Consider the following 22,273-nt stretch of genomic DNA (forward strand, 5'->3'; position numbering starts at 1 on the left):
AATGCTTTAAGCTAACTGAAGCTGCAGCCCAGCTTGAATAATCCACGTATTTCAGAATTAAGGGATACTAGAGTACTAGACGCTGGATTTACTTCACATATTCATCAAAGTCTACTTCCTTACCATGCTTCACAAATTTTATCTTAAGGTCAGGTTTAATGTCGAGGCCCAGGGTCTTGATGATACTGTAGACTGTTAACCCGTCAATCTCTCTTAAAACCCCCTCCTTCAGCATCCTATAGAACTCTCCGATGAGAGCCTGGTATACGCTCGGGTAGAAGGCCTTCAGCTTCTCCATGAGCTCTCTCGCTCTGTCATCAGCAAGGCTTCTTAGTACTGTCTCCTCTGGACTCTCGCTTCTAGAGTCATCCTTCTTCTTGCCTACTGATTCAAGATACTTCTTGTAGAGCTTAAGCTTCAGTGACTCAGGTATTTCATCGCTCAAAGAGACCACCATGTAGAATTACTACAGCTATAATGCATCTTAATAATCTAATCACTCACAGATACCCTAGGGCTTAGGTGACTGTTCACTGCAGTAGGGTTCATGCAGCTAGGCTTGGCAGCCACTCGGCAAGCATGCGGGATGAAGGCTAGGTTAAGCTTTCAGGAAAGGCTTTCCTTTAGCAGTATTCTCCAGCATGAATAAAGCTATTGCTGTAGCTGTTAAATCAGCTATTGAGCCAGGGTTTACTCCACGCTCGTGTAGTTTTTCATCAAACTCTGCTACAGGGGTTACCCAGTCCTCTCCCCAGCTCCTCAATACTCCTCCCATGATTATTCTAGCAGTATTCTTCACGAAGCCGGCTACTTCAACCCCATGCTTTAAAAGCACGACTGTATCGGTGTTCTCGGAGAGAAGATGAAGGTATGTTTCAACAACAGCTCTATTCCAGTCTCCATGGGAGTTGAAGCGTGAGCGGAGGAACTCGCTGGCTTTAAGGCTTCTCTTATATCCTTCAACTAGCTCCTTGGCAACTACATCGATTCTCGAGCTGTACTCTAATACATCTATAAGCCTATCTCCTCTCGCTTGAAGCTTCCTCGCGTACTCAGGGTCCCATACGTTAACGTAGCTGCCTGTATCATCTGTAGGCTTAAGGTAGCTGGGTGCAGCCTTTCGAACAGCCTTATAGTAGTATACTGAATCCCCTACGCTTGTAGCCTTAACGGCCTCCAGAGCCTCTCTGGTGAAGCAGGAGACATCCTCCTTACCGCTGGAGATACATCTACCGACACCAATGCTTAAAGGTATTAGAAGCATGCTGGAGCCAAGGCATGTGTTAGATGAAGGTATGCTCTCCATTACATCAGATACCAGCCTGTATACTAAGTCGCCGAAGACTACACTACGCCACCCCTTCAAGCCTCTTAGAATTCCTCTTCTAAAGTATCTGTACGCTACAATGCCGGTAGCTAGGAAGTACTCGTATCTTAGATCAGGGTTGTCTCTAAACCTGTGGACGTTCCCGGGTTTAGGCCATGCCGAAGCCTCAAGTATCATGGAGAGAGCAAGCGCCCTTGAATAACTCTCGGGATGCGGGTTCACCTCTAACACCAGTTATTATAGTTAACCACTATGAAAGTAAATACCTTCCCGAGATTCCAGCTTAAGTGGAAGCCTTCCCCATAATACCTTGATGTATTTTAACTAGGCGGCTCATTAGGTAGCAGCGGTGGGCTCATGGCTGATCCAAGGGTCTCTAATCTAGCACGCCTCATAGTAGACTACTGTGTTCACTTGAAGAAAGGGGAGGAGGTCGTTATTAATGCTACTGTTGAGTCAATCCCTCTAGTGAGAGAAATAGTCAAGTATACTGTGGAGGCTGGAGCATACCCTGTCTTCATAAATATAAGCGATGAATCCATTACAGAGGTATTCTACAAGCATGCATCAAGCGATATTCTATCCCATGTAAGCGTGCTTGAAGAAGAACTAGTATCCAGGGTAAACGCTCAGATAAGCATTCTAGCACCATCCCACACCAAGCCTCTTGTAAGCATAGACCCAGAGAAGCTTAAGCTGCGGAGTCAAGCTAGGAGAGGCTTAAACAAGATATTCTTGGAGAGAAGTGCTAGAGGCGAGCTTAAATGGGTTGTAGCTCCATTCCCCACGAGAGCTCTCGCACAGGAAGCCGGGATGAGTATCAGTGAGTACGAGGACTTCGTTTACCATGCAACATTCGCTGACACGCAGGACCCTGTTTCAGAATGGGTTAGAATAGGGGAGAAAATGAGGAGGATAGCAGAGTTCCTTGGGAAAGCCCGGGAGATCAAGTATACTGGTCCAGGCGTAGACTTATACCTCCGCGTCGACGGCAGGATATGGGTCGGTGATGACGGTCACTACAACATGCCTGGCGGCGAGGTGTTTACAGCCCCCATAGAGGACTCCGCTGAAGGATACATTGAATTCGACTACCCGGCTATATGGCGTGGAGTAGAGGTAGAAGGAGTTAGACTAGTATTCAGGAAAGGCGAGGTCGTTGAAGCCAGTGCTAGAAGAGGAGGAGAGTTCTTGAAGAAGATGCTGGAGACTGATGAAGGTGCTAGAAGGATTGGTGAGATAGCATTCGGGTTAAACTACAATATCTCAAGGTTCACTAAGGAGATACTATTCGATGAGAAGATAGGGGGAACAATACACTTAGCATTAGGGTCAGCATACCCTGAAACCGGGGGGAGGAATGTTTCAGCGATACACTGGGATATGATTAAGGATATGAGGAATGCTAGAGTATACGTGGATGGAGAGCTAGTATACGAGAACGGCCGTTTCACTATAGACTTCTAGAAGTGTCCTCTAGCTTCTCATATACTGTTTTCTCGCTTACTATATTGCTTAAACCTCTCCAGTCCTCAATTATCACTGTATAGCTTATCATTCCATCCTTAGCTTTAGCCAGCTCATCTAGAATTCTCTTGCATTCCTCTCCACGCTCCTCGCTCTCGCAGAGGAATCTAATTTTCTCCATGAAGTCCATTATAATGCCTTCCACGGTTGAGATGAACCCCTGTGAGAGCGGGCCGGGTTCTATTGAGAGATCTAGTTCAGGTATCACGAGGCGGCTTCCAGCAGCTCTAATTACGAGAGCCCGTTCATCGCCCGGCTTCTCAACCCTGTACACTATTCTCCTCGGCTCCTTCTGCTCGACTAACCCGACATCCCTGTACTTGTATCCGCAGGACCTGCATTCTCCCACTGTTATCAATATTGTTTCGTAGAATGGTATCCTGTAGATGTACTCCGAGTAGATCATCTCTCCTCCGCATACAGGGCACTTTCCAGTATACTCGTTAAGCTTCACTGGTTCATTTAACTCCATTTAATCCCACACCATGCAACCCTATAGTCTCAACTACTTATAATGATGCTGTACTGCAGGGTGGAACATGATGAGACCTGATCCATCACATGATGGTGCTTTTAGAATACCGATTCCCTCTCTGCATGTAGCTATGTAGAGCCCGCTTCTAATAGCCTCGCTTATAACAGGTTCTAGAAGGGTTCTCCTCAACTCCTCGGGGAGATACATGTATCCATGAATGCGCTCTCCTCTCTCAGTGTAGAGCCTCCTCAGCTTTAAGGCTGTATCCTCTGGCAGGGCGCTTGTAAGCCTGCTTAGACTATCCCATCTAGCCTTGAAGCTCGATGTAGTCACCTGTAATGCCCCGGCATCTCTAACCGTTTTTACAAGTCTACGCAGCTCCTCTGGATCGCTATTCACGTAGGGTATCACAGGGTCTACTCTAACACCCACCGGCACCCCTTTCTCCATGAGTATTCTAACGGCTTCAAGCCTAACGCTAGGGGGTGGTGCACCAGGCTCTATAAGCCTTGCTAGATCCTCGTCTAGAGTTGTAATTGTAATCATGACTGAAGAAGGGTATTCAGCCAGCAGGTCGGCGTCTCTTACAACCAGGTTGGATTTAGTGGTGACTAGTATTCTAGAACCATGTTCCCCGAGAAGCTCCACAGTCCTACGGGTAAGCATTAACGATGCCTCGATGGGGGGATAGGGGTCGCTACTAGTACTCATCTCAATGATACTACCAGGTTTAACACGCTTTAAGTCTCTTCTAAGCCTCTCAATGAACTCTTTTTTAGGGGTGCTCGGCTTCCTCCCAATATACGAGGCTGCATAACAGTACAGGCAGAAGTGGCTGCACCCGGTGTAAGGGTGAAGAGAGTACTTGAAGGGGCATGTGCACAGGGGTGAGCGCCATGGGTCGAATACTCTGAGAACACTCCCTTTAAACTCTACCATTCCACTTTAAGCCTCCGTAGTGTACCCCGCCCGACCGTCCTCCATCATCTTCACACCCCTCTATGGGGTCTCAGAGAGGTGTGAGGGAGGCGGGGCGATTAATGTTACCAGTGTATTCAGGCTAATAATTCTTCTCTACGTGTACCCTAGAGGCCTGTGAGAGCCTGGTAGATTATATTACTTGAAGAGTGTATTCATCGCCGCCGAAGAACGTGAATGGCTCGGAGAATCTAGCAAACACCCTGCCAGCCTCACTGTAAATGCTTACATAGGCTTCCAAGGGCTGCTCACGCCAGGGGGCGTTTACAACACAGATGTTCATAGCTGACACGCACTTCTTCTCAGGCATGTTCTCTCTGAGAGGTATTATTTTCACGGTATAACCGTCGGGCAGCCCTGTTATAAAGAAGTGGTCGCCTAGTGAAAAGTAGAATCTATCGCTGGGGATAACCTCTAGGATCGAGCTGGGTTTCACCCATTTAAGTACAAGCTCACCAGGCATGGATCTCCTATAGTGTAGTATTCTAATCCTCCTGTAGCCTCTCCCCAGCGTAATCCTCCTGCTCTCATGGAGCCTCAGTGGCTGATCCATCCATGAATCAATTACTATACTGTCATCTAACTCGAGTAGAACACCGTCGAAAGCAGTAGCGTAGAAAACGTACTCCCCTGGCTCATCGATTTTAATGAAACCTTTATACTCGGCTATGAAACCCTCTACTATTCTTCACAGGCGGCTTCTCAAGCCACTTGTAGTCTACGCTAGCTGCAACAACTTCAGCTGAAGGAGCCATGCCATCAAGGCTTCTCGGAGGGTTCTCGAAACTATTCAAGGGATAGAAGCGTAATCTAACCCCCTTAAAGAGGCCTGGTTTAGCGAGCTTTAAAGCTACCCGCGGCATCAGTACACCACCATCGTTTATCCTACGTCAAAGATATTTAAACCCGTGGATGTATGTAGCCCTTCAACAAGGCTACTCTAGCTGATAGCTGTATTCGAGGGGCTCTACCAGGTAACCCTTAAATACTCTACATCTTCATCAGCTAAGGTAATAACATGGTTTAAGCATGCTTTAAAACACTTTAGGAGGCTTAAGCTATGGTAGCAGTTACACCCAAGCTTCTCGAATCAATGCTCTCAGGGGAGCCGCTAGCCCGGAAAGCCTATTTAATGCTAGTTAACGACCCTGAGGTTCAAGCCTTATGGAGCATGGCTAATGTTATGGCCGTAAACCGCTTAAAGTACAATGATCACGGCCCGGTGCACGCTCATATAGCTGCTGGAGCAGCCCTCTACATATACCAGCTTCTACTCTCAAAGGGTATCCAGCCATCTCTAATCAAGGATGGAGTAGTAAGTGATGTGAAATACACGTGGCTTGTACCATTGATCGGCGCGCTACTCCACGATGTAGGGAACAGCGTCCACAGGGATATGCATGAGAGAGTTGGAGCCTTGATCTCCATGCCTATAGTGGATAGAGTCCTCGGGAAGATCATCGAGGACCCGGTGACTAGAGTTAAGCTTAGACAGGAGATAATGCATGCGATATACTGTACAAGCTATGACGTAGAGTGTTTAACCTACGAGGCTGGAAGCGTTAAAGTAGGAGACGGCGTTGACATGGCTGAGGGGAGGGCAAGAGTCCCCTACAAGCTTGGCGGTGTATCTATTCACAGTATCTCAGCTCTCAGCATTAAGTCTGTTGAAATACTCCCATCAAGCGAAGTAGACGTAAGGATAAACGTCTACATGACTGAGAGAGCCGGTATATTCCAGGTGGATGAGATACTTGTGCCTAAGATAAAGTCGACTCCTCTGAGAAGCCATATCGAGGTGTACGCTTTAATCGGGGATCAAGTGGTTAAATCCTACACGCCGCCTAGACAAGTATAGAGGGTTAATACGTGTATGTAGAAGAGTTTATAAGCTGCACTCTACAGGTATAGGTGGATTGGTGGATGAGGGATGTTATTTAACACGTAAGCCTGGAACCCCTATACCTGTATCCAGCCTCCTAGTAGGCGAGAAGATAACTATAAGGGCTAGGATTAAACCATTAGGCTCCTCGAGAATCCTTCTGAGGGATCCCACAGGCGAGAGGATAGTAAAGCTGGCGGGAGGTAAAGCCCTCGAGATCCTCTCACTACCCTGCGAGACACTCGTGGAGATAACTGGAGTAGTAAACGGGGAGGAGCTTACTGTAGACGACTATAGTATTCTACACAAGCCTTTAAAACCCGAGGTACTCTGCGTTGACAGGATACCTGAGGATCCAGTCGAATATACTAGAAAATACCATGTATACGCTAGACACCCGGATATTCTGCGTGCAGTAAAAACCTACTCGGTTGTCTTGAAGTCATCTAGGAGCCTGCTGGATAAGCAGGGGTTCACGGAGCTCCCAGCTCCTATTATAGGGTATGCTAGCGATCCAGGCTTGCGGGGTGCTATAAAGGCTACTCTCCCCCTCTATGGAGGCGTCTACGAGATTCAAAGCAGCGTGATCATGTATAAGCAGCTGTATTCTTCGCTCCTCGGCAAAATATACTATGTGGCCAGAAACCTGAGGATCGAGCCTCCTGAGAACGCGGGTACAGGTAGACACCTCGTTGAGTTCACTCAGCTAGATGTTGAAGCCTCGCTCTCAACAGCTAGTGAAATGATGAAGCTAGCTGAGGAGGTAGTCTATAAGATAGTAAAACACATTCTCGACGACTACTACGAGCTACTCACCCCTAAGCAGGCAAGCTTCCTCGAGAAGGCTGTACCGAAACCCCCCTACCCGAGAGTAGACTATGATTCAGCAGTAGAACTCCTGGAGAGAAAGGGGTGTAGAGTCGAGCACGGTAGAGAGCTAAGCTTTAATGCTGAAGCACTACTCGGTGAAATCTACGGCACACCAGTATGGGTGCATGGATTCCCAGCCAGCAGTAGAGGATTCTACTACGTGGAGGATCCAGGGAAACCAGGATATAATGTAGACTACAACTTGATCATGCCTGGGCGGTCAGGCGAGATCCTCGATGGAGGATGCAGAGAGTACAGGTATGAGAAGCTAGTTGAAAAAATAAAACGCCATGGTGAACCCCTCGAGAAGTACAAGTGGTTCCTTGATCTAGCTGAAGCAGGCGGCATTCAGCCGTCGTGCGGGTGGGGGCTAGGCTTGGAGAGACTAGTTAAATTCATTCAGGGATTACAGCACGTAGCCTACGCTACACCACACCCGAGAATCCCGGGAGTCATAGGCCCCTAACCAGCAGCTATCTTCACTCTAAGCGCTACGAAGCCGCGTCCCATTATGAGACTACCAATGCTCTAGCGTTAAACACCTAGGCTTTAAACGCATCTCCCTGGTTATCGATTACTTCCTGCAGGTTTTCACTATCAATGTATTCCTTGTTATATAAGCTCGAGAACTCTTCACCATTCATTAGTGAGAAGTGTAGGCCATTAACTTACCCTCGAGCATCTCCTTAAGGCTTCATAAAGCTTTCTTCATTATGAAAGCTTTTTAATTAGAAGCGCTTAATAGATCAGGAGAATTTATAGAGGTGTAATCTAGTTGTATGAATTCCCTAAGAACTTCATGCTAGGCTACTCCTGGGCAGGCTTCCAGTTCGAGATGGGCTTGAAGGGTAGCGAGGTACCAGGCAGTGACTGGTGGGTCTGGGTGCACGATAAGGAGAATATAGCAGCTGGGATTGTAAGCGGGGATCTACCGGAGAACGGGCCTGCCTACTGGCATTTATACTCGAAGGATCACGATATAGCGGAGAAGCTCGGCATGAATGCTATGAGAGGCGGGATAGAGTGGGCTCGCATCTTCCCGGAGCCGACATTCGATGTAAAAGTGACTGTTGATAGAGATGAAGAAGGCAGAATAATTTCTATTGATATCCCTGAGAGCGCGTTAGAGGAGCTCGAGAAGAAGGCGGATATGGAGGCCCTCAAGCACTACAAGGAGATCTACTCGGATTGGAGGAGCCGGGGGAAGACTTTCATATTAAACCTCTACCACTGGCCTCTACCTTTATGGCTACACGACCCTATAAAAGTACGCAAGCTTGGACCCGATAGAGCTCCAAGCGGGTGGCTTGATGATAGGAGTATAGTTGAGTTCGCGAAGTTCGCGGCTTTCATAGCCTACCATCTAGACGACTACGTGGATATGTGGAGCACTATGAACGAGCCGAACGTCGTCTACGAGCAGGGCTATAGCCGGCCTAAATCAGGCTTTCCACCCGGCTACTTAAGCCTTGAAGCTATGGAGAAGGCTAGACTCAACATTATATACGCTCACGCTAGAGCATACGATGCTATAAGAGAGCACTCGAAGAAGCCTGTGGGAGTAATCTACGCTTACGCTTGGCTTGACCCTCTAAGCGAGGGTATTGAGGAGGATGTTAGGAGGATAAGAGAAGGCAGCTACGGCTTCGTTGACTCTATATACTTCGGTGAGTCAAAGATTGTGGGTGAAGGGCGGAGAGAGCTGAAGGGGAGGCTCGACTGGCTTGGAGTAAACTACTATTCAAGAATAGCTTTCGATAAAGTAGGCGGGCAGGTCACACCTGTACCCGGATACGGGTTTGCAGGGGTTAGAAAAGGCTACGCGAAGTCAGGGAGGCCTTGCAGCGACTTCGGATGGGAGATCTACCCGGAGGGCTTGGAGAAACTTCTCAGAGAACTCGGTGGGAGATACAAGCTCCCCATTATAGTGACAGAGAATGGGATAGCTGATGAAGCTGATAGGTATAGACCCTACTATCTTGTAAGCCATCTTAAAGCCGTGCACGATGCAATCAAGGCAGGTGTTGATGTTAGAGGATACCTCCACTGGTCGCTAGTCGACAACTACGAGTGGGCTGAAGGCTTCAGAATGAGGTTCGGGCTGGTTAAAGTTGACTATGAGACCAAGAAACGGTACCTCAGGCCAAGCGCACTCGTATTCAGGGAGATAGCAACTCAGAAAGCAATACCAGAAGAACTAGAGCACTTAATAGACTTAAAGCCTATTCTAAGAGAAAATCTAGTCCCGCTATAACCCCCGTAGAATAACCTTTTATTTTCACATACAGCCATAAAGGAAGGCGAGTCCCTCTCTCCTAAGAACTACCAGGCTTAGAGAAGCAAGCACGAGGAACCAGGTCACGAAGAATAATAGTGCATAGTAGGTTCTCAACCACGCAGACTCCTCGGGCACTATAATGCTAGGATTAGAGTAAACTTAATAAATGATATGTTTTACCAATAATATTAGGGTGGGAAAATTGATTGAAAGTAAGGAATACATTGTACGTGTTAGTAGGAAAGGGCAGATTGTAATACCCGTCGAGGTACGCAGGGCCTTCGGTATCAAGGATAGAGTTGCCGTGAGAGTAGAGGATGGTGAAATCAAGATCATACCTGTAAAACCCATGGAAGAACTCTTTGGTGTTGATGGAGAAGCCATGAAGAGAGTTGCACTTGAAGTAAGTGAGGAGAGATTACGGGAGATAGAGAATGAGTAGATATGTTATTGATGCCGGCGTGCTTGCATTATACTTTGCGGGAGATGAACGAGTTAAGAATTACATGGATAGAGTTCTCAGAGGTATCGATGAAGGCTATATATGTGAAGTTAACCTAGCAGAATTCTACTATAAGACAGGGGAGATCCTTGGAGTAGAAGTCGCAGATATTAGGTATATATCGATAAGGAATTCTAGAATAAAACTGGTTCCAGTGCAAGGAGAACTCACTAGACAAGCTGCTAAGTATAAAATAATGTATGGGAGAAAGATATCGTTAGCTGACGCATTCCTCATAGCCTTAGCAAAAAAGATTAACGGAATAGTATTAACAACTGATAAAAGAATAAAAGAGGTACTTGAAGACAAATGCATATACTTCAGTATAGATTAACACGTAGCTTAACTACCCTCAAGACACCAGTTCACCAGGCAACTTTCCACTCGTTGAGCTTGACTCAAGGTTTCTAACACTCCCTGAAATCCGCGAAGTCGGATTCTCTTTTAATGAACCTACGTTATATCACCGCCCGAGAAGATAATACTTTGTTAAATCCTGGATCCTGCGGGAACGGGCCCGCCGGGATTTGAACCCGGGTTCTCCGGCTCCGGAGGCCGGCGCCTTGTCCTGGCTGGGCTACGGGCCCCGGTTGTCTCATTATTCTACTAAGGGTTATTTTAGCTAGCTGTTTGGCGTAGCGTATTACCATACCTGTTGTTTAAAAAGGGTTTTATGGGCGATGTGATGGCGGAATAACAGGGGGTTTAGGTTAGATGTCTGCATCAATTAGTAGCTACAGAGGAGGCTTCTTCGGTAGGCTGCTAGGGGTGTTTAAGCCTAAGGATCCCTTTGTGAAGAGTATTGAGGAATCTATAGTCCTACTTGACAGGATGATTAGGAGTATTGAGTCCTCGAAGAAAGGCTTGGAGTTCACGCTTGAAGAGCATAAGAGGAAGATGAGGGTTACTGGGGGTCAGGATAAAGCTCTACAGGAGATTATAGACGAGGAGAATAAGAATATAGCGGGGTACTTAAATCTCTTCACGAAAGTATACTATGATCTCATGAGGGTTAGACTCAGACTTGAAACTATAACCCAGGTTCAGGAGCCCATGAAGGTTCTCCCAGAGGTACTTGACGAATTGAAGAGGATTGAGCCGGATGTAGAGAAGATAAACCCGCAGCTACTCAGCTTGATGAGGATGATCGAGCAGAAGGTTGGAAGCATACAGCTGGCAACCGATAGCTCCACGCTACCGCAGGCTGTACTCAGCAAGTACATGGTGAGAGGAGAGCAGGTTCCTCAGCGAGTATCAAGCAGTATTGTAGAGGAGGTAGGTAGTAAGACTCCTGAGAAAATACCACTACCACCTGTAGAGTCAGGTAGACTTGAAAATAAGTCTCAGAGTACAGTTAGCGTTGAAGCCGGGTTAAAGCACGCCGAAGACTCCGGTACAGCTAGCCGTATTGAAGTACCAGTGCATGTTGTAGAACAGTGGATTCTCGCCGAGTTAAGAGAGAAGGCGGGGATCCTTGACATCCAGTACTTTACAGCTAAGTACAGGGTTCCAAGGGATAGAGTCTACGAGGCTCTAAGAAGGCTGGAGGAGAAGGGGTTAGTTAAACTCAAGCGCTTCTAGCTTGAAGACAATCTGAGTGGAGGGGCCTCGTGGTGAGCATGCAGTATCTAGTGGATAAAGGCATTGAGTACGCTCATAAAGCTGTAGCAGCTGATAAAGCCGGCGACTACGAGAATGCTGTTAAATACTACAGGATAGCAGTAGACTTACTCTCAAAGTACTTGAAGCTGTATCCTGACTCACCTCTAGCTGAAACCTACAGGGATCTAGTGCAGAAGTACAAGGATCGAATAAACACGCTGGAGAAACGCCTCTCCAACCAAATTAAGGTGGGAGGCCCTCAAAGTGATAGTAGCGATGATGCTATAGAGGTATTAGAGCCTGAGAAAAGAGCTAACAAGAATACATTCAAGGATCTAGTAGACTTAGAGGAGGTTAAGCAGGCTCTTAAACGCTCAGTTATATACCCTGTTAAAACCCCTCACCTCTACCCACTTGGCTGGGCTCAGGGAATACTATTATTCGGGCCGCCTGGATGCGGTAAGACAGAGCTTGTAATAGCTTTAGCCAACGAGATCAACGCTATCTTAATAAACGTGAGCCCTGCAACCATCATGAGCAAGTGGCTCGGCGACAGCGAGAAGAACGTTAAGAAGATCTTCGATAAGGCTAGAGAATACGCCTCCCAAGGAAAGCCCGTGATAATATTCATTGATGAAGTAGACAGCCTGCTACAACCACTCAGCAATGAGGTAGGCGGCGAGAAGAGAATGAGAAATCAGTTCCTGATTGAAATGGATGGCTTGAAAGGCAAGGAGTACAGGAGGCTACCGTTATTCGTCATTGGAGCCACGAACAAGCCGTGGACTCTTGATATAGGCTTCATAAGAAGATTCGAGAAGAGAATATACGTTCCTCCACCAGATAAAGAGATTAGGAAGCACCTCTTCATGCACTATATTAGCAAGCTTAAGGATACTTACTCAGTGGACCAAGTAGACTATGACAGGCTAGCCGAGCTCACGGAAAACTATAGTCCAGCTGACATAGCAAGCATAGTCAAGGAGGTTCAAAGCAATATTGCCGAAGAGTTAAACGAGAAGGGAGTCACCAAGACAGACGACGTGAAATCCACGAGGCCCCTGACAACCGAGGACTTCATTAAAGTCATAAGCAGGAGAAACCCGAGTATTGATCCATCATGGCTTGAAGCATACAAGGAGTGGCAGGAGAAGTACGGCGCCATCTAGCAGTTCTTCGAGAAGCAATATAAATCACTCTCCTCTAACATTGTGGAAACATAGGAAGCGATGATGAGAGTCATGCCCTTAGCAGACCCGGGGTATCTGAGCACTTAAACAGAGTTCCATGGGAATATAGCTTTGTACCATTATCCATGTAATCGTTAATACACTTAAGAAAAAGTTATAAACCAGTTTAAGCGATAAGCCTTCAATGGTGGTAGAGAATGCCCTGTACAGATAAAGTGAAGACTAGAACTCCTAGTGGTAGAGAGCTAGAGCTTATACCAGTAAAAGTATGGCAGCTGAATCCAAGAGGTAGAAAAGGCGTTAAAGTAGGCCTATTCCAGGACCCGGAGACAGGAAGATACTTCAGAGCTAAAGTACCCGACGAGTACCCACTGTGCAGTTAGAGTTCTCGCGTGTTAACTCTATCCAACTCTAGTTAACATATTTTTACACTACAAGCAAAATCAAGCTTCTCTAAATACTCCTTCTAACTTAGTTAAAGCTATTCATTGGTAGCTTAACCCCGGTCGCCTGCTAGTTTAATAGGGTATTGTAAAAAATACTATTAGCATATATTATAATGTTTTATTAAATCCACCACGGAAGGCTATCAATGTATTCTCTTGAAATATTTAAATAAAACTTTCCATTGAGGTTATTAACTCCAGGAAGAGTTCTAATTTATGGTGTTAGAATGAAACTATCTATCCCTCGGCTGCCTACAGTTAGAGATGTAGATATCAATGGTATAAGAGTATTCATGCGTATAGATGTTAACGTCCCAGTCAACCCTGATACCGGCGAGATACTCGATGATAGACGGATTAAAGTTCACTCGATATTTATTAGGAAGCTGCTAGAAGAGTACAAGCCGGCGCTTGTTGTTGCATCCCATCAAGGGAGGCCAGGTGAGAGTAGCTTCACTACGATGGAGAAGCATGCTGAGCTACTCTCAAAGTACACGGGTGTTAACGTCCGCTATGTACCAGATGTCATTGGGCCGAAGGCTATTGAAGAGATTAAGAGGCTAGAGCAAGGGGAGGTTTTAATGCTTGATAATCTAAGGCTTCTAGCAGAGGAGATCCCGGAGGCGCCTCCTGAGAAGCAGGCGTTAACTATTATGGCTAGAAGGATTGCATCAGTGTTCGATGTATACGTGAATGATGCCTTCGCGACAGCTCATAGAAGCCAGCCTAGCATTGTAGGTATACCGCTACTTATACCTGGATGCATGGGCCCACTATTCGAGAAAGAGGTAGAAGCTATTAAGAGAGTTGTAGAATCTGGTGAGTCACCTAGAATCTACATTCTAGGTGGCTCGAAAGTAGTGGAGCTTCTAAGAGTCATCGAGAACCTCATGAGGAATAAGCTGGCAGATAGGATACTTACAACAGGCCTCCTCGCACAGTTATTCCTGGTGGCTAAAGGACTGAAGCTCGGCGCCGAGAACGTTAAAGTACTCGAGGAGAAAGGGCTTCTCCCACTGGTATCAAGAGCTAGATATATACTCATGCGTGGAGCACCAATAGAGACCCCTATAGACTTGAAAGTCGAGGTTAATGGCGAGGTGAGAAACACTTATATAGGTGAGTTAAAAGGTATCGTGAAGGATGTAGGCGAGCACACCATTGGAGTCTACAGCGATCTCATAAGAGACGCTGGCTTAATAGTAATGCGGGGGCCAGCCGGCGTAATAGAGGATGTAAGATTCAAGGAGGGAACAGCTAGAATCCTTGATGCAGTCTACAGCTCGAAGGCGTTCACGCTAATAGCAGGTGGGCATTTAACCTCCATGATCGATGAATCAAAGACTTCTAGTAGAATACACGTGTCAACAGGGGGGAACGCACTACTCCTATTCCTCTCGGGTGAAGAACTCCCAGCCTTCAAGGCGTTAGAGCTCTCAGCAAGAATGTTCCTAGGATGGTAGGCTTGACAGTTAAGCTGGCGGTCAACGGCTACGGAACTATCGGGAAGAGAATTACTGATGCAGTACTACGCAACAGTGACTTCAAGCTTGTGGGTGTAGCCAAGTATAGAGCCGACTACTCAGCAATTATTGCATCGCAGAGAAACATACCAATCTATGTTCCAAGAGATAGAGTCATGGACTTCCGAAAAATAGGAGTAGAGCCTGAAGGATACGTAGACTATCTCTTCGAGGAAGCCGAGTTAATATACGATGCATCACCAAGCGGTACTGGAGCCTTAAACAAGAAGATATACGAGTCCCTGGGAAAACCTAGTATCTTCCAGGGGGGTGAGAGCCCGGAGATTGCTGATGCCAGCTATAACACCTTCTGCAACTACGATAAGATAGCAGGTAAGAGGTACGTAAGGGTTGTCAGCTGCAATACAACAGGCTTACTAAGACTTCTCTGCACACTCAACAAGACTTTCAGTGTTAAGAGGGCTCTAGCCTTAATTATTAGAAGAGCAGCAGACCCCCATGAGGATAGAAGGGGGCCCGTCAACTCCATAGTACTCGACCCTCCTGGTATACCCAGCCATCATGCAAGAGATGTACTCAGTGTAGCACCATGGCTTAACATTACTACAGCAGCTGTTGCAGCTCCCACAACACTCATGCACATGCATTTCCTTGAAGTAGAGCTAGCTACCCCTGTGAAACGCGAGAGTGTACTAGAAGAGCTTGAAGAAGTTAAGAGGATGCTTACAGTAGAATCTCATGGAACAGGATTAGACTCTACAAGCAAGATAGTAGAGCTAGCTAGGGATTACGGTAGGCCAAGGTACGATGTATACGAGAATATTATATTCACTGATACTCTTAGAGTTGAGGACTCGAGAATCCAGCTCTTCCAGGCAGTACACCAGGAGGCCATAGTCATACCCGAGAACATGGATGCAGCGTATGCTATACTAGGCTTAGAGAGCGATCCATTCAAGGTGATTGAGAAAGTAGATAGAATACTAGGAGTAGGAGGCCTGAAAGATTCATTAAGGTCTTCTAGGAAAGGGTTACATGGTGTCTAAGACTGTGAGTGAGGCTCCATCTTACCAGATAAGCTTCTACTATAGGAGGATACTAGTACCTGTAGATGGCAGTGAGAACAGTCTTAAAGCCCTCGACTTCGCGCTAGATCTAGCTAGGCATTATGGTTCAAGAGTAATTATAGTCCACGCTAAACCTAAGGGTAAAGCCCGCAGCGACCCCTATGAGCGAGTGAAGCAGAGAATCCGTAGAGAGAGCTTGAGCGTAGAATACAAGACTATAGAGTATGATCCTTTAAGTGATAGCTGCTCCTCAGCTATCCTCAGGGAGATTATAGAGGGAGGATACGATGCTATCGTGCTGGGAGCCCGTGGTTTAAGCCTTACCACTGATATACCAGTGGGGAGTACTGCTCTCTCCCTAGTAGTTAACTCACCAGTCTCAGTCTTCGTGATCAGGTAGGAGTCTTGAAATAGTATTCTTTCAGAGTTTTTTCTATGCTAACCTTTCCAGGTGTTTTCATCCAAGCCTTTAACGCTACCTCAAGGTATTTTTCTGGATCGCTCTGGTACAAGTCGATGATCTGTAAGAGCTTACTCTTGAATTCACTGTATTCTTTCTCATCTATCTCTCTAGCTCTTGGATCAGTATATATGTTTATGAAGTCCCTGATATCCTGGCCGAAGAGCCAGCCGGTCTCATTATCCTCCACCACCTCGAGAACGCTTCCATCTCTACTCGAGAGTACTGGTACACCGTTAACTTGAGCCTTCATGAAGCTTGTTCCACTAGCCTCCCAGCCGCTGAATGGTGTGAAGAGCCATAGGTCTGAGCCTTGGACGAGTACACGGGCTACTTCAATGTTATAGTCTTGCAGGTAAACGGTGTTTGTCAACTTGAGATCTAGCTCCTTGAATCTCCTCAAGTATTCTAGTCCATCGGGATCCCTAGGGTGAGGTTTACCTGCTAGCACGAAGAAAGCGTTTACATCAGGATTCTCCTCAATAAATCTAGCTATAAAGTACGGCCTCTTATACCTTGATAAGCGTCTAGCCCACACCACGATAATTCTGTCATCTATGCTTGCATTGCTCTTAGCGTTTTTCACTAGTGATATAAGGTTCCTTCGAGACTCTTCTTTAGCCTTCAATAGTATTTCTAGCAGCTCCTCCCTGCTGAATTTGCCTTTTCTCCAGGCATCGTAGAGATAGGGGTGCATCCATCTAGCTAGGTGTATACCATTGGTTATTCCTCTGAGTTTATCCTTATATGAGGGGAATATTCTAGGTATAACATCCACCTGCTTTTTCGATACAACTATACCTGTCTTGACACGTGAGAGAGCAAACTCTGTGAGCTTAACGCGATCGCCGAGAAAAACCCCGAACTCCCTAGCTATTAATGACCCTGGGAACTCGGGGTGACCCCACGGCCCTGGAGTGTGAATTATAATCCTGGCTTTGCTAGCTAGATCAACGGCAAGTAACACTAGTGCTGTATAGGATTCCTCAAGGTCTACGACGCTGACGTTGCTTAAACCTATTACCTCCTTAATGTAGTAGGCTGAGGCCTTCGCCAGGAAAGCGTACTTCAGGAACTTCTCCTCCTCACTATCCTCTAAGTATACCCTGTCACTAAGCTTTCTAGCCCATAAGGGACACACAGCCTCAAATAATACGGCTTTAGCAGTCTTATACCTGTACAACCATGGTCTAACAACAATCTCCTCGCCTCTAAGAGTCACCGTGAATTCCTTACCAGGGGAAAGCTTCTCTAAGAAGACCTCGCTTTGCTCCTCAGGGTCTAGTGATGGCTGAGAGTTTCTAAATGATACTGAAACGTAGCCGTGCCTATAGAATATTGAGAGAGCAGTGTAGTCGAGCCCCATGTCGCCTGCTCCGTAAAGTTTATCACCTTCCAGGACTCCTAGACCCCCAGCATATATACGAGAGTCGTCGAGAGCTATCTCAGGTGTTATACTAACTATAACCATTCTACTCCACGCCCCTAACAGTTTTAAGGTAGATCATCTCTATAAAGTAACCGTTAATATTAAAACGTTGCCTTCATGAGGATTGACCGGCTTGATTAAAGAAGTACTAGATAAAGTTAGAAGAGGGGCTCAGAGAACCCCTGTACTAGATGTATTAAATACTATTACCAGGCACCATAGGATTCAAGGTAGTAGTGGATTAGAGAGCGCTCTAAAAGACCTCCAGGATCTACTGGGAAGAGAAGGCTACTCAACGAAGCTAGTAGAGGTTCCAAGCGACTCCGGGAAGGGATTTATGGATACACCGATTTCATGGGATGTTGAGGACGCATACTTAAAGATCTCAATGAACAACGAGATCGTTGAGGAGTATAGTTTCACAGGCCATCCAACACTGCTTGCAGCACACTCACCCTCTGGAGAAGGATGCGGCCAGCTATCTCTCTGCGGTGAGAAGTGTAGTGGTGATGTAGTCATAGCGAGAGGGCCGGCTTATGAAGCCTACATGAAAGCTGATGCTAGACTAGTGTTAGTCTACGATCCAAAACGCTATGTTGATGCAGTACCCTACACCGGGCTCTTCCTGCATAGTAGTGAGATTAAGGATAAAGTAGTAATGAATATACCCTATAAAACTGCTCTTAGAGTACTAGCCTACCTCTTCGAGAATCCATCTAGGAAAGTAGAGGTCTGCTGGGAGGCTAGGTCTAGGTATACGGGTAGACCTATGCACGCGCTTGTAGCGTGTAACAACTGGAGTGAGCCTGGGGTACTCCTAGTTAGCCATATATGCCACCCTAAGCCTGGAGCGCATGATAATGCAAGCGGGAGTACTGCTAACTATGTAGCTGCTGTAGCCTCTATTACAGCTAAACTCGATATTCCACTATGCTATGCATGGGTGCCTGAGTACACGGGTACAGTATACCTTGATGAAGTATTTAGCCACCCGCCTCTTGGAGTGATAAACCTTGACATGGTTGGCTCTAAACAGTGGGCTACTGGCTCAACTCTCAACATTGTTAATACTCCACTCTACATGGAGTCCAGGGTGACCCGCTATACCTACATCGCTGTGAAAGCGGTATTCGATACAGCTTCATCCTTTGGTGGATTCAACCTACCTGGGGCAAGATACTCGCTCTCACCGTACACTGCTGGAAGCGACCACGATGTCTTTCTTTCATGGGGTATAGATACCGTGATGCTCAACGAGTGGCCGAGTAAATACTATCATACAGACATGGATACAGTTGAAACTCTCTCCCCTCGCTCTATTACTGACACCGCTGTAGCTTCTCTTACAGCTGCATACCTGTTCTACAATAACTATAAAGCTGAGTGGATCACCAGGGTCTTCGACGACTACTTGAAATCCTGGTACGCGCTGGAAGCTGCTAAGACTGGATTTGAGTCAAGCTTAGAAGGTATCTCGAAAATCCTTGAGGAGCGTGGAAGACTCAAGCCAGGTGAAATGGAGAAGCTTAAATCTCCAATATCAACGAGACGGCTCCGAGAGATCCTAGGCTTCAACGAGTATAGAAGGCTCTCTGAGATCAAGGGGGCTGTATCCTACCTATCACTCTACGCTCCTCTAGCCTACATTAATGGTCTTGAAGACTACAGAGAGCTCTTCAAGCTTGAAAACCTTGTTAAATGGAAGAGAGAGGAGGAAGAGCTTCTCGAGAAATCCTGGGTGCTTGTTAGAGATACACTACTGAAGTGATGAGCAATGCCGGTGATCAGAGTTAACCTAAGGGATCTCGAGAGGCTTCTCGGCAAGCCTCTAGAGCTCAGAGAACTATACAAGGGGTTAGCGAGACTTAAATGCGAGATCGAAGCTGTCAGCGGCGATATCCTGGAGTACGAGGCTAGCCACGACCGCCCCGACCTCTTCAGCTGTGAGGGGCTAGCAAGAGCTCTAAGACCCTTCCTGGGTCTACCGAGAAAAGACTACAGGATCGTGGATTCTTCTAGAGTTAAAGGCTATGCTGAACACATAGCTGGCAGGCCATACATAGCTCTAGCTGTAGTCAGGGATGTTGAACTGGATAACGAGGCTATAACCCAGATAATGCAGCTGCAGGAGAAGCTAGCCTCAATATACGGGAGAAACCGGAGGAAGGCTAGTATTGGAGTGTACGATTTAGACGCTATTGAACCCCCAATATACTACAAGGCTGTGGATCCAGATGCCGTGAGGTATATTCCGCTAAATGAAAGCCGCGAGATAACTCTTAGAGAGGTTTTAATGTAGACAGAGAAAGGAAGGCTCTACGGGTACATTATTGAATCCATGGATAAATACCCTGTTCTCATGGATTCGAAGAATAGAGTGCTAAGCCTTGCACCAATACTAAACGCTGACTTCAACAAGGTTACATCAAGCACCCGCAACATACTGATAGATTCAACTGGAGTGGACCCACAGCTAGTTATAGATGTAGTGACGATAATGTCGCTAAGTATCGCCGAGAGATCTAAAAGCGGGATAGTAGAATCCGTGGAAGTCGTATATCCCGACGGCTCAGTCCTCAAGGCTCCAAGAGAAAGAGGTAACACTATTAGAGTTAACGTGAAGGAAGTCGGAAGACTCCTAGGCGTTAACCTGGAGCCGGAGAGCGTGGCTGGATATCTAGGGCAACACTACTACAAGATTAAAGCTGTAGAAGGAGACTCCATGGATGTCGAGGCTCCAGCATATAGAATAGATGTTAGAAGCTGGGTGGACGTAGCAGAGGATATAGCTATCTCCATCGGCTATAATACCCTAGGAGGCGAAGCAGCCTCCCTCCCACACTCAGTAAGCATAGGGAGAATGCATCCTCTAGAATACTACTCTAGGAGAATAAGGGATATCCTAGTAGGCTTAGGGTTAAGCGAGGTAGCAAACTACATGCTAAGCAGCATGGAGACTCAGAGGACTCTACTAGGCCAGCGGTCACTCAACATCTTCACGCTTGAAAACCCGAGGTCCGAGAAGTATGCTGTCTTAAGAGCTTGGCTGTCGCCAGGTATCCTTGAAACGATAGTGGAGAATGCAGGAAGGAGATCAAGGATAATGATTTTTGAAATCGGCGACGTCGTGATCCCGGATGAATCCATGGAGACTAATGCTAGAGTAGAGAGAAGACTCTGCATAGCAATATCTCACAGAGATGCAACTCTCACTGATGGACTAGCAGTAATTAAAGCCCTCTCTAGAGAGCTAGGATTAGAGCCTTCATTCATGAAAACTAGTATGGAAGGATTCCTGGAGGAGAGGACTTCCCTCATAGTAGTTAAAGGTAGACGGGTAGGCTTTATAGGTGAAGTCGACCCTAGAATACTCTACAAGCTTAGAGTAGAGAACCCAGTGGTTATCGGTGAAATAGTTTTAAATGAGCTTATAAGCATGTTTCAATAGAGATGCCTGCTCTCAGGCTCCACTAGCGCCTCCAGCCGCCCGGAGGATGAGGCTTGGAAGGGATGACCTGTTAAAGGGATGAATGCACGGGCCTAGCTGAACGCTAGCTTTAATCTCATATTCTCTCTCCTAGCAGCGATAGAGGAGATCACAGTTGTTACAACCATTAGTAATAGTAGTGCTAGTGTTACAGTGTTAAATACTACTGTACTTATCAAGCCTAGCTTTAAGCCTTCTAGTAGCAGTGTTAGTTCAAGTAGACCTCCAGCACTCATTACAACCCCTGCCAGCATGCTTGTTGACACGCTTTCACCCTGCACCTTGAATAGTATAGTATAGGGTATCATTTTAGCGAGGAAGCTAGATGCTACAAGAGCCATGAGAAGTGCTACATCTACAGTTGTGATACGAGCATATAATCCAACACCCAGCATGAAGACTGGAATGAAGACAGCATTTAGTATACTGCTTAGTATACCAGCGAAATCGCTTATCCTAGTTCTATACCTTAACATTGGATCGTATAGTTGAAGCCCGCCGGACACTAGGATCCCAGCTAGGTAGGCGGCTACGAGGGTACTAGCCCCGCTTCCCACCGCCAGTAGGATCAGTATGGAGAGAAAGATTAATGTTGCATCCATGAAGAACGATATATCCCTAGACATATAGGAGTAGATCCTCTTAAGGCTACCACTACGCTTGAAGAGCATTATGTATACTATTATCGTTGAGGTCAACGTCTCTGCGATCGGTGTAAGAGCATTGTAGAAGCTGCCTTCGAGAATCCAAGCGTAGTATGCTGAAACCATGAAGACTACGAGTATATCGTCAATAGAGCTTGCTGCTACTAGAATAGATTTAATCCTTTGAGGGAACTTTTCGATGAGGATGGAAGCCATCTCAGTCGCTGTATCTGAGAGCGTTAATGCAACAATAAACGCTGCGTGGAATGGGTATCCGAGATACTGCATAACTAGCATTATGGTTGCAGTTGAAGCTGCTACAGAGGTAAGTGATGCTATAATCGAGAGAGATAGGTTCTCAGCTATATCGCCTGGATTGCTTGTTGCCCCAGTGTAGAAGACAACAAATATTGCTGCTAGACTCATTAGAGGTGCAAGCTCATTGATATAGTTGTTTCCATTAAAAATTAATCCCAGGAGAACACCCACCACGAGATACCCTACAATCTCGTTAACACCAATACTTCTTAACACGTGGCTGGTAAGCCTTGAGAGAAGAATACCTAGAAACAGGAATCCGAGTATACTCATAAATCACTGCACCGGATACCAATACTTTACTATA

24 protein-coding genes and 1 tRNA gene are annotated in these 22,273 nt (G+C 46.4%); 15 read left to right on the forward strand and 10 right to left on the reverse strand.

Annotated features, from left to right (window positions below; all coding sequences use genetic code 11):
• Positions 1-88: 88 nt before the first annotated feature.
• Both OWQ48_01265 and OWQ48_01270 read right to left on the reverse strand, forming a co-directional pair.
• Positions 89-454, reverse strand: coding sequence for a hypothetical protein (locus OWQ48_01265; GenBank protein MCY0867851.1), 366 nt, complete (start codon positions 452-454; stop codon positions 89-91).
• Positions 455-598: 144 nt separating this feature from the next.
• Positions 599-1,549, reverse strand: coding sequence for a triphosphoribosyl-dephospho-CoA synthase (locus tag OWQ48_01270; GenBank protein MCY0867852.1), 951 nt, complete (start codon positions 1,547-1,549; stop codon positions 599-601).
• A 135-nt stretch (positions 1,550-1,684) separates the two neighbouring features.
• Here OWQ48_01270 and OWQ48_01275 point away from each other — a divergent pair, with 135 nt between their 5' ends.
• Entirely contained in the window at positions 1,685-2,794 is a 1,110-nt protein-coding gene (locus OWQ48_01275) for an aminopeptidase (protein MCY0867853.1), read from the forward strand.
• On the opposite strand, the gene OWQ48_01280 is transcribed toward OWQ48_01275, so the two are convergent.
• The 4 genes from OWQ48_01280 to OWQ48_01295 all read right to left on the reverse strand — a co-directional run bounded on the left by OWQ48_01280 (position 2,781) and on the right by OWQ48_01295 (position 5,170).
• Positions 2,781-3,326 carry a ZPR1 zinc finger domain-containing protein gene (locus OWQ48_01280; protein ID MCY0867854.1) on the reverse strand — a complete coding sequence of 182 codons (546 nt, stop codon included), beginning with the start codon at positions 3,324-3,326 and terminating at the stop codon, positions 2,781-2,783. The two genes, OWQ48_01275 and OWQ48_01280, sit on opposite strands and share 14 nt — an antisense overlap.
• Positions 3,327-3,359: 33 nt before the next feature.
• Positions 3,360-4,268: a radical SAM protein gene (locus OWQ48_01285; protein MCY0867855.1), complete on the reverse strand. Its 909-nt coding sequence runs from the start codon at positions 4,266-4,268 to the stop codon at positions 3,360-3,362.
• A 172-nt stretch (positions 4,269-4,440) separates the two neighbouring features.
• A complete protein-coding gene (locus tag OWQ48_01290; GenBank protein MCY0867856.1) occupies positions 4,441-4,950 on the reverse strand; it encodes a PA14 domain-containing protein in 510 nt (169 codons plus the stop codon).
• 13 nt (positions 4,951-4,963) lie between these two features.
• Complete coding sequence (locus OWQ48_01295) at positions 4,964-5,170, reverse strand: hypothetical protein (GenBank protein ID MCY0867857.1); 207 nt, start codon at positions 5,168-5,170, stop codon at positions 4,964-4,966.
• Between the two features lie 197 nt (positions 5,171-5,367).
• Between OWQ48_01295 and OWQ48_01300 the strand changes: the two genes are divergently transcribed.
• The 3 genes from OWQ48_01300 to bgaS all read left to right on the forward strand — a co-directional run bounded on the left by OWQ48_01300 (position 5,368) and on the right by bgaS (position 9,313).
• Positions 5,368-6,165: a phosphohydrolase gene (locus OWQ48_01300; GenBank protein MCY0867858.1), complete on the forward strand. Its 798-nt coding sequence runs from the start codon at positions 5,368-5,370 to the stop codon at positions 6,163-6,165.
• A gap of 61 nt (positions 6,166-6,226) precedes the next feature.
• Positions 6,227-7,525: an asparagine synthetase A gene (locus tag OWQ48_01305; GenBank protein ID MCY0867859.1), complete on the forward strand. Its 1,299-nt coding sequence runs from the start codon at positions 6,227-6,229 to the stop codon at positions 7,523-7,525.
• A 309-nt stretch (positions 7,526-7,834) separates the two neighbouring features.
• Entirely contained in the window at positions 7,835-9,313 is a 1,479-nt protein-coding gene (gene bgaS, locus OWQ48_01310; GenBank protein ID MCY0867860.1) for a beta-galactosidase BgaS, read from the forward strand.
• 24 nt (positions 9,314-9,337) lie between these two features.
• Here the strand turns inward: bgaS and OWQ48_01315 are convergent, their stop codons facing one another.
• The gene (locus OWQ48_01315; protein MCY0867861.1) at positions 9,338-9,472 is read right to left on the reverse strand and encodes a hypothetical protein; all 135 of its coding nucleotides are present in this window, start codon (positions 9,470-9,472) and stop codon (positions 9,338-9,340) included.
• A gap of 67 nt (positions 9,473-9,539) precedes the next feature.
• Here OWQ48_01315 and OWQ48_01320 point away from each other — a divergent pair, with 67 nt between their 5' ends.
• Positions 9,540-9,779, forward strand: a complete 240-nt coding sequence (locus OWQ48_01320) for an AbrB/MazE/SpoVT family DNA-binding domain-containing protein (GenBank protein MCY0867862.1) — start codon at positions 9,540-9,542, stop codon at positions 9,777-9,779.
• Positions 9,772-10,173 (forward strand): type II toxin-antitoxin system VapC family toxin, encoded by a 402-nt coding sequence (locus OWQ48_01325; GenBank protein MCY0867863.1) that lies wholly within the window; start codon positions 9,772-9,774, stop codon positions 10,171-10,173. The genes OWQ48_01320 and OWQ48_01325 overlap by 8 nt, the downstream gene beginning before the upstream one ends.
• 178 nt (positions 10,174-10,351) lie before the next feature.
• On the opposite strand, the gene OWQ48_01330 is transcribed toward OWQ48_01325, so the two are convergent.
• Positions 10,352-10,426: transfer RNA gene (locus OWQ48_01330), tRNA-Arg, on the reverse strand.
• 127 nt (positions 10,427-10,553) lie between these two features.
• Here OWQ48_01330 and OWQ48_01335 point away from each other — a divergent pair.
• From OWQ48_01335 to OWQ48_01360, 6 genes are all read left to right on the forward strand, one after another.
• Positions 10,554-11,420, forward strand: coding sequence for a hypothetical protein (locus tag OWQ48_01335; GenBank protein MCY0867864.1), 867 nt, complete (start codon positions 10,554-10,556; stop codon positions 11,418-11,420).
• Positions 11,421-11,458: 38 nt separating this feature from the next.
• Positions 11,459-12,610, forward strand: a complete 1,152-nt coding sequence (locus OWQ48_01340; protein MCY0867865.1) for an AAA family ATPase — start codon at positions 11,459-11,461, stop codon at positions 12,608-12,610.
• Positions 12,611-12,828: 218 nt separating this feature from the next.
• Positions 12,829-13,014 carry a chromatin protein Cren7 gene (locus OWQ48_01345; protein MCY0867866.1) on the forward strand — a complete coding sequence of 62 codons (186 nt, stop codon included), beginning with the start codon at positions 12,829-12,831 and terminating at the stop codon, positions 13,012-13,014.
• Positions 13,015-13,304: 290 nt separating this feature from the next.
• On the forward strand, positions 13,305-14,540 hold the full coding sequence (pgk, locus tag OWQ48_01350) for a phosphoglycerate kinase (GenBank protein ID MCY0867867.1): 1,236 nt from the start codon (positions 13,305-13,307) through the stop codon (positions 14,538-14,540).
• Entirely contained in the window at positions 14,534-15,607 is a 1,074-nt protein-coding gene (locus OWQ48_01355; GenBank protein MCY0867868.1) for a type II glyceraldehyde-3-phosphate dehydrogenase, read from the forward strand. Before pgk ends, OWQ48_01355 begins: the two co-directional genes overlap by 7 nt.
• 4 nt (positions 15,608-15,611) lie before the next feature.
• Positions 15,612-16,028, forward strand: a complete 417-nt coding sequence (locus OWQ48_01360) for a universal stress protein (protein ID MCY0867869.1) — start codon at positions 15,612-15,614, stop codon at positions 16,026-16,028.
• Here OWQ48_01360 and OWQ48_01365 read toward each other — a convergent pair.
• Entirely contained in the window at positions 16,021-17,559 is a 1,539-nt protein-coding gene (locus tag OWQ48_01365; protein ID MCY0867870.1) for a glycogen/starch/alpha-glucan phosphorylase, read from the reverse strand. The two genes, OWQ48_01360 and OWQ48_01365, sit on opposite strands and share 8 nt — an antisense overlap.
• Before the next feature lie 82 nt (positions 17,560-17,641).
• Here OWQ48_01365 and OWQ48_01370 point away from each other — a divergent pair, with 82 nt between their 5' ends.
• The 3 genes from OWQ48_01370 to OWQ48_01380 are packed head-to-tail and all read left to right on the forward strand — an operon-like array spanning position 17,642 to position 20,965.
• Positions 17,642-19,285: a M28 family peptidase gene (locus tag OWQ48_01370; GenBank protein ID MCY0867871.1), complete on the forward strand. Its 1,644-nt coding sequence runs from the start codon at positions 17,642-17,644 to the stop codon at positions 19,283-19,285.
• 6 nt (positions 19,286-19,291) lie between these two features.
• The gene (locus OWQ48_01375) at positions 19,292-19,816 is read left to right on the forward strand and encodes a hypothetical protein (protein MCY0867872.1); all 525 of its coding nucleotides are present in this window, start codon (positions 19,292-19,294) and stop codon (positions 19,814-19,816) included.
• 39 nt (positions 19,817-19,855) lie between these two features.
• Positions 19,856-20,965: a hypothetical protein gene (locus OWQ48_01380; protein ID MCY0867873.1), complete on the forward strand. Its 1,110-nt coding sequence runs from the start codon at positions 19,856-19,858 to the stop codon at positions 20,963-20,965.
• 92 nt (positions 20,966-21,057) lie between these two features.
• Here OWQ48_01380 and OWQ48_01385 read toward each other — a convergent pair whose 3' ends face one another.
• Entirely contained in the window at positions 21,058-22,239 is a 1,182-nt protein-coding gene (locus OWQ48_01385; protein MCY0867874.1) for a cation:proton antiporter, read from the reverse strand.
• Between the last annotated feature and the right edge of the window lie 34 nt (positions 22,240-22,273).

Origin of the sequence: Desulfurococcus sp. (assembly GCA_026626905.1) — an archaeon.
Lineage (GTDB): Archaea > Thermoproteota > Thermoprotei_A > Sulfolobales > Desulfurococcaceae > Desulfurococcus.